Source organism: Corynebacterium kroppenstedtii DSM 44385, assembly GCF_000023145.1.
Lineage (GTDB): Bacteria > Actinomycetota > Actinomycetes > Mycobacteriales > Mycobacteriaceae > Corynebacterium > Corynebacterium kroppenstedtii.
The window spans coordinates 796,376-809,618 of the sequence record NC_012704.1 but is presented as its reverse complement, the minus strand read 5'-3'; the positions used below and the strand labels follow the sequence as shown (position 1 = coordinate 809,618).

Sequence of the window (13,243 nt, the reverse complement as noted above, 5' to 3'; positions counted from 1 at the left end):
TCGTGTCTAATCAGACCTGGCTTTAGTAGTCCAGCGTGGTGTCCAACTCCCATGGCGTGACCTGGCTTTGGTAATCATGCCATTCTTGCCATTTGTTGCGGAGGAAATACTCGAAGACGTGCTCACCGAGGGTGTCCGCAACAAGTTCTGAACGCTCCATTTCGCGTAGCGCTTCTTCTAGCGACGTCGGAAGGTCCCGGTATCCGAGCGCGCGACGTTCTCTGCGCGTCAAGGACGATATATCGTCCTCAGCCTGGGGAGGGAGCTCGTATCCTTCGCGCACGCCTTTCAATCCCGCTGCCAGGAGCACCGAAAATGCCAGGTAGGGGTTACATGCGCAGTCAGGGCTTCTGACCTCGACACGACGTGACGAGGCTTTTGTCGAGGTGTATCGGGGTACACGAACCAAAGCTGATCGGTTAGACAGGCCCCACGTTGCCGACGTCGGCGCTTCATCCCCGAAGACCACGCGCTTGTACGAGTTGACCCACTGGTTCGTCACGGCCGAAATTTCGTTGGCGTGCTCCAAGATTCCGGCGACGAAAGACCGCGCGGTAGCCGACAAGTTGAATTCGTCATCGGGATCATGGAATGCATTGGTGTCGCCTTCAAAGAGGGACATGTGGGTGTGCATAGCGGAGCCCGCTCTATTCGCAAACGGTTTCGGCATGAACGTCGCCCGCACCCCGCTTTGTAAAGCGACCTGCTTAATGAGGAAACGGAAAGTCATAATGTTGTCCGCCATCGACAACACATCGTCATAGCGGAGGTCGATTTCCTGCTGGCCCGGCGCGTTTTCATGATGCGAAAACTCGACGGATATGCCCATCGACTCGAGGGCCGTGATGGCATCCCGGCGGAACCCTGGAGCTTCGTCGTGGACGGCCTGGTCAAAGTATCCGCCATTATCGGTCGGGATAGGTTCTTTGCCTTCCGTCATGAGGCTTCTGACGAGGAAGAACTCAATTTCGGGGTGGACGTAGGAGGTAAATCCATCGTCGGCAGCTCTGTTTAATTGCCGACGCAAGACTTGGCGGGGGTCAGCGTAGGAGGGTTGACCATCCGGCAGGGTGATATCGCAGAACATCCGCGCGGACGCGAGTTGGCCGTCGTGCGGGAAAGGCAGCATTTGGAATGTGGATGGGTCTGGGCGGGCGATGGTGTCGGACTCTGACACGCGGGAGAAGCCCTCGATGGCTGACCCGTCGAATCCGATGCCTTCGGCGAATGCGCCTTCGAGTTCGGCGGGGGCGATGGCCACGGATTTTAAGTATCCCTGTACATCGGTGAACCAGAGGCGCACAAAGCGGATGTCGCGTTCGTCAAGGGTTCGGAGGACAAATTCTTGTTGCCGATTCATACCTACAGGGTAGTCGGTGGGTGGGACATGGGCGCGTGTTAGCCAGAGAGCGCGTGTATATGGGTCCCGTCTTGTACGCGATGAGCAGGTATTCAGGGTGCCAGCAACCCGCATCAGGGCCCGGCCAGAAGCGTATGAACGCGGCGAATCGGCTCGTCGCGTGCTGGTGTCGATTATGTTTGATGCGTGGGGGTAAACCCCCAACCCTGGCGCATCCGGTAATCACGCCGATAGAAATACCCAGAGAAACCCCGAGACAATCCCTGTTCAGTTGAGAGAGGAACCAGCCCATGTCTGCCCACCCCGACGCTCCGCAACAGTCAGAAAAGCCGAGGCGGAAGACTCGGATTCATCACCTCGATCAATTCAAGCGCGAGAGCAAGCGTTGGGCAATGCTGACTGCCTATGACTTCACGACGGCTCGCATTTTTGACGACGCCGACATCCCGGTGCTTCTGGTCGGTGATTCCGCGGCCAACGTCGTTTATGGGTATTCATCGACGACGGCGATCACGATGGAGGAACTCATCCCTCTGGCGGGTGCTGTGGTCAGGGGCGCTCCCCACGCGCTTGTTGTCGCGGACCTTCCTTTCGGCGCCTACGAGCAATCGGATGAGTACGCCATCGCTAATGCTGTGCGGATGGTTCATGGCTCTGGTGCAGACATGGTGAAAATCGAGGGCGGCGAGCGAATCGCGCCACGTATTCGGGCGATTACTCAGGCCGGAATTGCCGTGATGGCACATATTGGGTTTACACCTCAGTCGGTGTCATCGCTGGGTGGTTTCCGGGTGCAAGGGCGTGGCAGCGGAGCTGAGCAGCTTAGCCGTGATGCCAAAGCGGTGTGTGAGGCTGGCGCGTCGGCCGTCGTTCTTGAAATGGTGCCGAAGGAGATTGCCCGGGAGATCACGGAGGAGCTTCCCATCCCCACGATCGGTATTGGTGCCGGCGCTGGAACGGACGGCCAAATACTCGTCTGGCAGGATATGGCGGCGATGCCGGCGGGGCGTCGCACACCGTCTTTTGTCGAGGAATTCGGGCAGATTGGCCAGGAACTGCGCGACGCTGCCCGGCGGTACCGGGACCGGGTAGCCGAAGGCACTTTCCCCGACGCTGACCACGCATTCTCGGACAACCCGAAGGCTTAAACGGCGGCACGCACCTACACTTGGCGTCATGAGTTCTACTGATCAGCTGGAAGTCGAAGTTAAATTTGCCGTGGACGACGCCACCCCGGTGCCTGATTTTTCCGCGGTGGAGGGAGTCGCTGGGGTTGGGGCTGAACAGCGGTTTACGCTCTCGGCGACGTATTACGACACACCTGACCTCCAGTTGACCAGGAATAAGATCACGTTGCGACGTCGCAGCGGGGGCCCCGACGAAGGATGGCATCTCAAACTTCAGGGGACGCGCGGGCGTCGCGAAGTCCATGCCCCATTGGACGCGGGGGACGCAACGGACCCCCACCATGTTCATCCGCCTCGCACGCTACTTGAGGCACTTCATGAGGCACTGCCTGCTGCACCGGTAGACGATAGCTCGGCGGACTTTATCGCCATCGCACAAGTTGACAACGAGCGGCACGTGACCGATGTGATGGTGGACTCCCCCAGCTCGCACGGAGGTGCTGAATCAGTCGGAAGCGCTACCTCATACAAGGGAGCTGAATTCTGCGACGACCACGTCTCATCGCGCGGGCTCCTCGACGGTGGACAAGCCCAGCACTGGCGGGAATGGGAAATTGAACTCAGCCCCGAGATCCTCGACGATCACCACGATGGCGACGCCCAGCGCGATGCTCGTGGCTTTGCTGATGACTTTTTGGACCGACTCTCTCAGCACGCTCTAGCAGCGGGAGCGAAGAAATCGTCGAGTCCGTCCAAGCTCATCATGGCTATGGGCGATACCATGCCCGACTAGTCGTCGGTTAGTCCTCGTCGTCCCACTCTTCATCGGCTTCGTCGGCCTCTTGATTGCGCTCATGAGCTCGCTCAAGCGCGTGCTCGGCTTCTTCTTTGGAGTCATACGGGCCCATGCGGTTGAACCAGCTCGACTTCTTCCCCTGCGAAACTTCCTTAGTTTCTGAATTGAAGTACCACTTTTGATCATCGGTGGCCATAACAAGTGCCCTTCCTGAAGTATGTGAAAACCGTCACCGCGTAAAAATCGCAATTTTTTCACAGGCGCATAACAAGTTTATTTCACTCTCGTCTACCTCGCCCGCGGTAGACCAATATCTACCTACCATTGTTCGTAGGCCTCAATATTCGTAGGCCTCAGTCTTTCAATCGAAAGCCTCTCAGCAGAAAGGATTTCATGTCCGGTTCACCCTCCCCTGCTTCGCTTACCGATGCGCATACTCGGGCATGGGGTGTTGATCCGACATGGATTGTTTCTGCACCCGGAACACTGGCGTGGCTGGGCGAATATGCCGCGCCCATTGGTGGAACCACAATCGCGCAGACGATCGAGCCGTCGGTTCAGGTCGCGATCAGTCTCACAACGACTACACCACAGGGCAACCACGATCAGCTAAACACATCTCAAAACGGTATGTCCTTCGGTATTCATTCGGCCGGTCCTTACCCCATTGCCGACGCTGACGACGTGGTGCGCACTGTGCTGGATACTGTGGCACATCAGCAAAGTGGGCTTCGACGGTCGACTCTCCTCTACGTGACGATCATGTCCTCTATTCCACCCCGCGAAGGTTTCGGGGAACACGCTGCAGTCACCGCCGCGATAACCATGGCACTAGCGACGGCGCTATCCGGCAAGGATGATCCACCGTGCCCACCCACACTGGCCACGCTCACGGCAAAGGCACTCCGACAGTCCGCGCACGCCCCCACATGCTGGTGGCGGCCGTCAGTCATTTTCCGTAGTCAGCCCGGGACGCTCACTCATCTCACACAGTTCGACGACGCCGTCACCGCGCTGCCTTTTTCTGACGAACGGGAGCCTCTCCATCCAGTGATGCTCTCTGCTACGCCTACCGACGAGGACCTCGACCACATCCAGGCCTGGACCTCGAAAGCCCAGCGTAACGACGCTTTCTTGTGGCGCGCATGTTCCACCTTCGGCGTCGAAACGCTACGGGACTTGCCCTCTGCTCCGCAGCGTGTCCTGGAGTGGCTTGATATTTCCCGGCGCGACACGACTGCTGATGAACAGCAGCCGGACTATCCATCCGTGTTGGAGACGCGCCAGTGGCTGCAGTTATGCGGGCGGGATAGTTCACGTGCGCGCCACGCGGCGATGGACGTGAAATCGCGACGCACGACCCGGGTGGCCTCGACGCTCACGACGTCAGGCCACGAACTTATCGAGCTGGTTTCTGCTGCAACGCCCACGCAGCGGCGAATACTGAGAGGCATTGCGACGCCGGCTGCTTCTGGTTTTCTCAGTGAGATCCCTGGTCAGAGGATTGTTGCTACACGACCTGTTCCCGGCGCGTCCACGTCGGTACTCGCGTTGGTGAAGCCAGAGCACGACGGGCCTCAACCACAAACTGGCGACGAAATGCGGAGCGACGGGCCACGGAGCGAAGGCCCACGACACGGTGGAATAACAGTCACGGAACTATCTTTCGCCGAGCCGGCACACATACAGCTCCCACTCACGTAGCCAACAAAGCCACAGCCCCCCCACACATACAGATAGCGAATGAGCCGGCCTATAAGCCGGATTTTGTCTGCCATGCGGGGTCTCCCCTGGCATGGGAGGTAATCATCTATCTTGGGCTGCCATCGCTGGCAGCCTCACGCGGCTTACCCGCGGACTTGGACGAGCAGCCCTCAAACGCCCGCGCCGGCGCACCATACTGGTGCGCCATCATGCCTTGCTCCCGGAAGGGTTTACCTAGCCACCACAGTCACCTGCAGTGCTGGTGCGCTCTTACCGCACCCTTTCACCCTTACCTGCAGATATTGCGTCTGCAGGCGGTCTACTTTCTGTTGCACGTGCCCTCAGGTCGCCCTGGGTTGCTGTTAGCAACATCCGTGCTCTGTGGAGTCCGGACTTTCCTCGACGACGGTCTGCGCAGCATCAGGCACCGTCTCTGCAAGCAGAGACTCGCTGTGCTGTCGATTCCGCCCCCGCGATTACCCGGCCGGCTCAATCGCGAGGCTTCACTCTACCCCATCAACAAGGTGCGCGGTGGAATTGATGGCCTGCACACAAATGGGACCGTCGCTATAGAAATCGACGATACTGATTGACGACGTATCCAGGTGAAGCCGAACAAAGAAGTCAGAGTCGGCACACAAAGCTCGGCGCAGAACCGACTTGATGGGGGTCACATGGCTAACGAGCAGCAGGTTGTCTCCCCAGTGCTGGTCAACGAGTTCCGTCACCGCCCGGTGAACCCGCTGATCTACGGCCTGAACACTTTCTCCTCCGGGTACGGGCATCGTCCAATCGGTGAACCACTTTTCTTGAGTCTCGCCAAAGTGATCATGAACGTCTTTGAACGTCCGCCCATCCCACTCACCAAAATCGAGTTCGATGAAGTTATCAACGACGTCGACGGGCAAGTCCGCAGGCTGCTCCGACCCGGGATCCAACTCTTCTGTGAGGTCATCAAGGGTTTGACGGCAACGTAACGCAGGCGATGTCACCGCGGCGGTTAAGTCGGCGTCGCGTAGCCATCGGCCAGCTCGACGTGCCTGGCGGTGTCCTTCGTCGGTAAGAGGGATGTCGGCGCGACCCGCGTACTTACCTTGTGAGGAGTACGGCGTTTGCCCATGACGGAGCAACACTAACCGGCAGCGCTGTGTCTCGGATGATCCCGGTAGCCAGGCAGCCATCAGACCGCTCCTTCCAGTTCAGGGTTGTACCGAATGAGGTATGTATTGCACTCCGGGCATTGGAGGAGTTCGTCGGCGGGGGCCTTGCGAAATGCCGTTAACGTGGCATTATCCAGCGACATGTGGCACCCCTGGCACACGCGGTCTATCAGCTGAGCGGCTCCGACTCCGTGATCCTCACGCTGTATGTCGTAGGCCTCGACGATCTCGTCGGGCAATTCGTTTTTAATAACCTGAACTTTTCGGTGCTTTTCGTCTATCCGCCGCTGCACCGCCATGATCGAGTCATCCAATGCGCGACGAGCAGCCGCAACGGAATCACCTGAGTCAATTGTTTCCGGTGGCTGGTCCTGCCCATCAGGGCTTTTGAGGTGCTGGTCACGCTGGGTTTCGACGTCGTCGCGTCGAGATTCCAGCCGTGCTCGGATCCGTTGGGCAGCGTTAATGTCGTGGTTAAGGTCGCGTCGTCGTTCACGGTCTGAGGTCACAGTGAGCCGTTGACGATCATCGGCCTCTCGACGACGAAGCTTGGCAATATCACTATTGAGCTTGAATAATTCAGCATCCATCTCTGAGAGCGTGACCGATGCCGCAACAGTACGAGACCGAGCGAGGGCTTTCTGCCTCAAAACTTCGTCAAGCCGCTGTTTTTCTGGCAGGTTGACGGCCCGCGCTTCCAGAACCTCAATGTCGTTATGGAGCCGGGAGATATCAAGAAGCCTCTTTTGATCCCGCACTGAGCATTTCATGCTGTCCTCCTCCATCGTGACGGTTGAAGCGCCTGGTGCGCCAGCACTAGCAGTTATATCTCTAGAACACTGATCTCTAGTAAACCAGCAAACCGGCCGTCCGTGTGGCACTTGATGCCGCACATCTCGGCAGGCCGTTGGGTCATTCGGACTCGTCCTACCGCTTCTTGGTGGCGTGGACTGTCCAAGGGTCCGTCCTCACCTCAATCACTTCGGCGGGCAGACCCAACTGCTCACGCATCATGGTGGCGACGGATGCACACCACGGAAACTCGCTGGCCCAGTGCGCTGTATCCACCAAAACAGGCTTTCCGCTACGAAGGTGCTCGTCGGCCGGATGGTGGCGGAGGTCCGAAGTCACATACACATCAGCACCCACCGCCCGCGCTTGGTCCAAGAAACTGTCACCCGCTCCCGAGCACAACGCCACTGTTTCAATGCGCGTATCGGGATCGCCAGCTGCTCTGATGCCCTCCACGGTTTCCGGTAGCGCGTCCGCAACCCGCTGAGTGAACTCCTTGAGCATCGTTGGGCTAGCGAGTTTCCCGACGCGACCAATCCCGCCGATCACGCCACCGCTCATGGTGACGCAATCAAAAGCGGGTTCCTCATACGGATGAGCGCGGGCAATAGCGTCGATAATGTCGTCGTCGAGGTTTGGACGAGCAACGAATTCCACTCTTACCTCGGTGGCATGCTCTATCTTGCCGACGCTACCTAACGCCGGGTGGGAACCGTCCTCCGGCAAAAACTGGCCTTTACCCTCGGTCTCGAAACTGCAATGGGAGTACTGGCCGATCTTGCCCGCCCCCACGGCGAATACCGCGTCCTTCACCTTCTCAACATGGTCGACGGGGACCATTACACCCCACTTGTGCAGCGTCGACTTAATGGGGTTGAGCGGCTTTGTCTCTGTCACACCCAGGAGGTCTGCCAAGATATCATTGACGCCGCCCTGAGCAGCGTCGGCATTGGTGTGGGCGGCAAATAACGCGCAGTCGTTTTTAATCAACCGGTGGAGTAACCGACCCTTTGGATCATCCGTCGCCACGGAATGAGTGCCCCTCAACAACAAAGGGTGGTGGACAATCAGCATGTCCGCGCCCTGGTCGATGGCGTGATCGACGACGGCATCCGTGGCCTCTAACGCGACGGCGACTCGGGAAACATTCGCGGACGGATCTCCGCAAATGAGGCCCACGCGATCCCACTCTTCTGCCAGGGCCGGGGGAAATGCGGCATCCATGGTCTGACGAATATCAGCGACTGTAGTCATAGCCCTATTGTGGCATGAGGCTAGGACACGACTAGGGCAATAACGCTTTGTGGGTGCGCGACGGCCACGTGGCTATGCCCGACGGCTACTTTGAATGTGCTGAACAGCGTCAATGAGCTGTTCCACGTCACGCGGAGGCCGCACAGCTAGCCGGAGTGCGGTGCCATCAAGTCCGGGGAACGTGTCCGTACGCCGGACCGCGATGCCTCGTGCAGCGAGTTCCTGAGTCAGACGACGCGTTGATTCCGGCGATGCCGGGCCATACCGTTCCGGGGGAATGGCCAGCATAAATGGCGCTGCGGAGGGATACACATTCCAGCAAGCCGCGGTCAAGGCCTCCACCATCGCCACCCGGTTGCGCACCATCTCTTCTTTATCGTGTCGGGACCACTCGATGCCGCGGGAACTGACCGCTTGACGCATCGCTTCCAATGCCAACGTTCCCACCGCCCACGGCGGACGTCCGTGACTAAGTCTCTCAATCACGTCTGCATCACCGACGAAATATCCGCACCGCAGCCCCGCCACCGAAAATGTCTTCGTCAACGATCGGGCCACCACTACCCCGGCCGGCCGATGTGGCACAAGCGACTCGGGGCACTCACCCTCGTTCTCAGACTGGCGCTCAGAACGCACACCATCAGTAGCATCAGCGTCATCAATAGGCCCTGACGTGGCCATATCAATGAACGCCTCATCCACCAGAACGATCCGTCCCGGTTTCAGCGCCCGCTCAATATCCTCCCGGCGGTGAAGAACACCTGTCGGATTCGTCGGATTTCCAATCACCACGAGGTTCGCGTCGTCAGGAATCACGCCGGGCCAGTCTTCGTCGGTAAGAGACCACCGAATAACACGCGTGACCGGGATATTAGCGCTGGTCAACGCAAGATCGGGCTCAGTAAAGGAAGGATGCAGAACAGCCGCCCGAAGACCATCCCCCCGTCGGCAAGCGGCACCTCCCGCGGCCGTAGTTCGGCCTCCACCAAAAATCTGGGGAAGCAAGGAAAAGCCCTCAGCCACACCATTAAGAAGCATGATTTCCGACGGATCACACCCATGAAAATCGGCGATAGCCTCGCGCGTTTCCTGTTCTTCCCACGGATACGCGCCGAGATCACCCAAGCGATGCGCCAGCGCCTCCTGCAGCCACGTCGGGGGCGCAGGGTGCCGAACATTCACTGCGAAATCAAGGTCCGCCCCCCGCGCGGCTTGATCCCCATGAATCTTCATCACGTCATTCACAGTGAACACAGTACCCACGGGCCACGGCCCCCATCCCAATCGCGGCTTATCCCAATCACAGCCCATCCAATCGCTGCTCATCCCATGCCGCACTTCAGCGAGTCCCACGCCACCACTACGATAGATAGTCGCGTCGGCAATAGGCTCTGCCTGCACCGTGGATATCCCCATTGTTGGCGTCAACACCACCACGAAAGGATCACCTGTGACAGGTACCGAAACCTTAAAAATTGTCTTCGTATGCACGGGTAACATTTGCCGTTCGGCAATGGCTGACGTGATGGCGCGTGATGCCCTCGAGCGCGAAGGACTCCTCAGCCAAGTGCGCGTGGAATCGTGCGGGCTTGGCGGCTGGCATGTGGGACAAGGCGCCGACAATCGTGCCGTCGAAACCCTCCGTGAGCATGGGCTCGATGGGACTAAGCATCGCGCAAAACAATATGGTCCGCAATTTGCCGACGCGAATCTGTTCATCGTCATGGACGACGGGCATCGACGTGCCCTCCGGAACGATGGTGTCCCGTCGCACAAGATCCGTTTCCTTCGCTCCTTCGATCCCGCTGGTGGACGCCATGAACCACTGCAGGATCCCTACTACGGAACGAAAGAGGATTTCACTGACGTTTATCACTCCATCGAGGCCGCGCTGCCGGGGCTATTGTCGTGGGTGACACGTGAATTAGAGGATCGATCGGACCGATAAGAATGGCTCAACGGGGTTGGCGAACATTCCTCAAACCAGGATGGGTAATTACCGCAATCCTGGTGATCGCGTTCGCCTATGTGGCGTTCACAGTCCTAGCGCCGTGGCAACTCGGAAAAAATTCACGGACGCAGGCGACCAATCACAGGTTGGAAAAAGCGTTCCATGCGGACCCCGTACCTCTGTCGAAGGTCATCACGAAGACGGCGTCGGCACCGGCCGGTACCATCGACGAATCGAACGAGTGGAAGCGCGTCAAACTTCAAGGTTCTTTTCTTGCCGACGAGGAACTGGTGCTGCGCAACCGCCCGGTCAATTCCGATGCCGCGTACCAGATTCTGACCCCGTTCCGTGCCGACGATGGCACGGTCATCATGGTGAACCGCGGCTATGTGAGGCCTGAGTCCGGAAGCCGGATTCCGTCATTTGCTCCGCCACCCAGCGGAAAAGTGACGATCCAAGGCTATGTTCGTTTGGACGAGCCCGCCCCTGAAGAGCCGAAAACGACCCATGACGATGGTTACACCGAGATCACGAACCTATCGTCATCCTGGTACAAGAAAGAGATCCCCCAGGAACATTTTGTTAAGGGGTATGTCCAGCTGGAGGACAACCAACCTGGGACGCTTAATGCTATTCCGCTTCCGCAGCTGGATTCTGGCCCCTACCTGTCGTACGGCATCCAGTGGATAACGTTCGGGATTTTAGCTCCTCTGGGGCTGGGATATTTTGCGTGGGCTGAGATTCGGGAACGCCGCAAAACCCGCGAAGAAGAGCAAGAATACGGTGCACTGGGCGACGAAGACGTCACCTCCGATGACATGATTGCCGACGAGGCAGCTGACGATGATCGGGATGCTGGAGAGAATGCGGCGATTTCCGGCGAGGATGCTGACTCCGTTAAGCGAGGAGATTCCGAGGAGCGCTTAGGAGCATCGTCGGAACGCGTGCCCTCAGACCGGCAAAGCCAGGACAAACCATCGCGCGCCGACGAGGAGACCGCTGGACGCGACTCACAATCGGAGCCGACGTATCAGCAGGATTTGTACGACAACCGCTACGGGGGAACTAAACGCCGTAACGCTTTCGCTCAGCGTTTTAAGAAGGACGAAGAGCGGTTCTAGTTGGAGACTGGTTCTCGTTATCGCCGATCCATGCACCGCTGAAGAACAAGCGCGATCCCCAAGGCCGCGTATTGAACACCGCGTGACAGCGTGACCGCCCGTCTGACGTCGGCAATAGTTGGTGCAGGCCCCTCCCCCATGATTGGGCGCATTTCAACTCCGTAGGAGTACTGCGTGGCGCCACCCAATTGCACGCCTAAAGCACCCGCGGCGGTGGATTCCACAACTCCCGCATTAGGGCTGGGATGGTTTTGTTTCCGACACGCCTTGATCGACCGTCGCCCACCAACGGCGGAGTGAGTGAGTGCCGTCACCCGCGCGACCGGCCAATTTGCCAGATCATCCAGCTTGGCAGCGGCCCACCCGAAATTCATGTATCGGTCGCTCTTGTAGCCCACCATCGCGTCGAGGGTGTTAATGCAACGGTGCGCCACAACTCCGGGAGCTCCCGCCAGCGCTCCCCAGATCAGGGTTCCGACGCTGGCATCGGACGTATTTTCGGCCAGGGACTCGACCGCAGCGCGAGCAATGCCATCGGCATCGAGCGAGTTCGGATCGCGCGAACACAGCCACGGAACCCACTGGCGTGGCTCGTCGATAGTAGTCATGCCGGATTGGTACTGCTCTAATGCCGAGGCAACTCGGCCACCTGTCCGGGCCAGGCTTGTCCCGCCGAGGCTAAAGAATGTGACGACGCCAAGCACAACCGCGTGCCGTGTGGTGCGACGAGGGCCGGCGAGCGCTGTGGTGACAAGTACGGGGATACCGACTGACAACGCTTCGAACGCAACACCACGGGACCGCGAATCGGCATAAATCCGCTTTTCCAGTGCTTGGGCTGCGCGCCCAAATAATGCCACGGGGTGATAGGACGCCGGGTCTCCGACGATAGCGTCGGCAAGAAAGCCCCCGACTAGCCCATATTGTTCCGGAGTGAGGCGGAGGAACCGATGCGCACTACGGCCTAGCATGGCGACGAATAACTATCGTCATTGTTGAGCCGACGAGGGAAAGCACCGCTTGTCCTGGAAGCGGCCTCGCAGACAGCATCGAGATCGTTCCCGTAATCGACTAACACGGGATAGACCAGGTTGCCGTTGGAATCCTTCTTCCGCAACGACGGGCAGGCACCCGGGTAGGTGTAATAAGCATCGGAGTTGCTCGCCAACGCTGACCGCAACTTACCTTTCGTGTCCCCACCCGGTTGATCAATGACAGATTGCACGATCAAGACATAATCACCGTCACAGGTGACATTGCGGATGGATCGGGTGCTTCCGTTAACCGACACCGAGGTGATGGTTCCGTCGCTGTTGTTATTGTTCGGGTGCTTTTTCGCTTCTGATGCAGGAGTACACCGGCCAAACATGCGTTGCGTATCTTCCGGAACACCATCGCGCTGCATTCTTTCATCGCTGTAGCATCGGCCACCTATTGGTGAATAAATATTATCTTCATCGGGGTAATATTCCTCCCATTTGGACCCCGTCCAATGAAGAGGGATCAGCCAATCCGAACCGTGCTGAATTGCTCCCGCCCATGTGCCGTCACACCTTTCAACATCATCAAGCTCCGCGGGAACGACACCGGTTTCGTGCATGTAACCAATGGTGCACCGCTCGCTCACAGAGGGGCCACTCTTATTGTCGCCATCGTCAGCCTCTTCTGTAGAGCTAGTTTCTTGGCTATCTTCAGCCGGCGAGGTCGTAGCTTCTGACGACACCGCACCACCGTCGGCAGACGTATTGTTGCTAGCACGGTTATTAATGAATTGCACCGCAATAACGACGACCGCGGCGATCACAACCAATGCCAGAATGGTCCACAAAATGGGGATGGCACGTGAGCGTTTTTTCGGCTGGTCGGGAACCTGCTGGGGAACCTGTTGAGGAGCCTGCTGGTTCGGTGCACCACCGTCAGCACCCCATTGATCGTTTCCGCCGTTCCATTGATTGTTTCCACTCATCGTTTCATCCTT

The 13,243-nt window shown here is 58.4% G+C and carries 13 protein-coding genes and 1 other RNA gene; 5 read left to right on the top strand and 9 right to left on the bottom strand.

Features of this window, described 5'->3' with window-relative positions; translation table 11 throughout:
* Nucleotides 1-22: 22 nt before the first annotated feature.
* Nucleotides 23-1,360, bottom strand: coding sequence for a type I glutamate--ammonia ligase (gene glnA / locus CKROP_RS03390; RefSeq protein ID WP_041628779.1), 1,338 nt, complete (start codon nt 1,358-1,360; stop codon nt 23-25).
* 290 nt (nt 1,361-1,650) lie between these two features.
* On the opposite strand from glnA, the gene panB reads away from it, so the two are divergent.
* Both panB and CKROP_RS03380 read left to right on the top strand, forming a co-directional pair.
* Nucleotides 1,651-2,508, top strand: coding sequence for a 3-methyl-2-oxobutanoate hydroxymethyltransferase (panB, locus tag CKROP_RS03385; protein WP_012731336.1), 858 nt, complete (start codon nt 1,651-1,653; stop codon nt 2,506-2,508).
* Nucleotides 2,509-2,536: 28 nt separating this feature from the next.
* Nucleotides 2,537-3,280 carry a CYTH domain-containing protein gene (locus tag CKROP_RS03380; RefSeq protein WP_012731335.1) on the top strand — a complete coding sequence of 248 codons (744 nt, stop codon included), beginning with the start codon at nt 2,537-2,539 and terminating at the stop codon, nt 3,278-3,280.
* A gap of 7 nt (nt 3,281-3,287) precedes the next feature.
* On the opposite strand, the gene CKROP_RS03375 is transcribed toward CKROP_RS03380, so the two are convergent.
* Nucleotides 3,288-3,479, bottom strand: a complete 192-nt coding sequence (locus CKROP_RS03375; protein ID WP_012731334.1) for a hypothetical protein — start codon at nt 3,477-3,479, stop codon at nt 3,288-3,290.
* 197 nt (nt 3,480-3,676) lie between these two features.
* On the opposite strand from CKROP_RS03375, the gene CKROP_RS03370 reads away from it, so the two are divergent.
* On the top strand, nt 3,677-4,987 hold the full coding sequence (locus tag CKROP_RS03370) for a hypothetical protein (protein WP_012731333.1): 1,311 nt from the start codon (nt 3,677-3,679) through the stop codon (nt 4,985-4,987).
* A 36-nt stretch (nt 4,988-5,023) separates the two neighbouring features.
* Here CKROP_RS03370 and rnpB read toward each other — a convergent pair.
* From rnpB to CKROP_RS03350, 5 genes are all read right to left on the bottom strand, one after another.
* An RNA gene (gene rnpB / locus CKROP_RS11000) (RNase P RNA component class A) lies at nt 5,024-5,479 on the bottom strand.
* An 11-nt stretch (nt 5,480-5,490) separates the two neighbouring features.
* Nucleotides 5,491-6,168 (bottom strand): histidine phosphatase family protein, encoded by a 678-nt coding sequence (locus CKROP_RS03365; protein WP_012731332.1) that lies wholly within the window; start codon nt 6,166-6,168, stop codon nt 5,491-5,493.
* A complete protein-coding gene (locus CKROP_RS10640) occupies nt 6,168-6,917 on the bottom strand; it encodes a zinc ribbon domain-containing protein (protein ID WP_012731331.1) in 750 nt (249 codons plus the stop codon). The genes CKROP_RS03365 and CKROP_RS10640 overlap by 1 nt, the downstream gene beginning before the upstream one ends.
* A 157-nt stretch (nt 6,918-7,074) precedes the next feature.
* Complete coding sequence (locus tag CKROP_RS03355; RefSeq protein ID WP_012731330.1) at nt 7,075-8,193, bottom strand: Nif3-like dinuclear metal center hexameric protein; 1,119 nt, start codon at nt 8,191-8,193, stop codon at nt 7,075-7,077.
* 72 nt (nt 8,194-8,265) lie between these two features.
* A complete protein-coding gene (locus CKROP_RS03350) occupies nt 8,266-9,630 on the bottom strand; it encodes a pyridoxal phosphate-dependent aminotransferase (RefSeq protein WP_237698439.1) in 1,365 nt (454 codons plus the stop codon).
* Nucleotides 9,631-9,643: 13 nt separating this feature from the next.
* Here CKROP_RS03350 and CKROP_RS03345 point away from each other — a divergent pair, with 13 nt between their 5' ends.
* Nucleotides 9,644-10,141 carry a low molecular weight protein-tyrosine-phosphatase gene (locus CKROP_RS03345; protein ID WP_012731328.1) on the top strand — a complete coding sequence of 166 codons (498 nt, stop codon included), beginning with the start codon at nt 9,644-9,646 and terminating at the stop codon, nt 10,139-10,141.
* Between the two features lie 2 nt (nt 10,142-10,143).
* The gene (locus tag CKROP_RS03340) at nt 10,144-11,265 is read left to right on the top strand and encodes an SURF1 family cytochrome oxidase biogenesis protein (RefSeq protein WP_012731327.1); all 1,122 of its coding nucleotides are present in this window, start codon (nt 10,144-10,146) and stop codon (nt 11,263-11,265) included.
* 17 nt (nt 11,266-11,282) lie between these two features.
* Here the strand turns inward: CKROP_RS03340 and CKROP_RS03335 are convergent, their stop codons facing one another.
* On the bottom strand, nt 11,283-12,236 hold the full coding sequence (locus CKROP_RS03335; RefSeq protein ID WP_012731326.1) for a CobD/CbiB family cobalamin biosynthesis protein: 954 nt from the start codon (nt 12,234-12,236) through the stop codon (nt 11,283-11,285).
* Nucleotides 12,230-13,231 (bottom strand): hypothetical protein, encoded by a 1,002-nt coding sequence (locus CKROP_RS10635; protein ID WP_012731325.1) that lies wholly within the window; start codon nt 13,229-13,231, stop codon nt 12,230-12,232. The genes CKROP_RS03335 and CKROP_RS10635 overlap by 7 nt, the downstream gene beginning before the upstream one ends.
* Between the last annotated feature and the right edge of the window lie 12 nt (nt 13,232-13,243).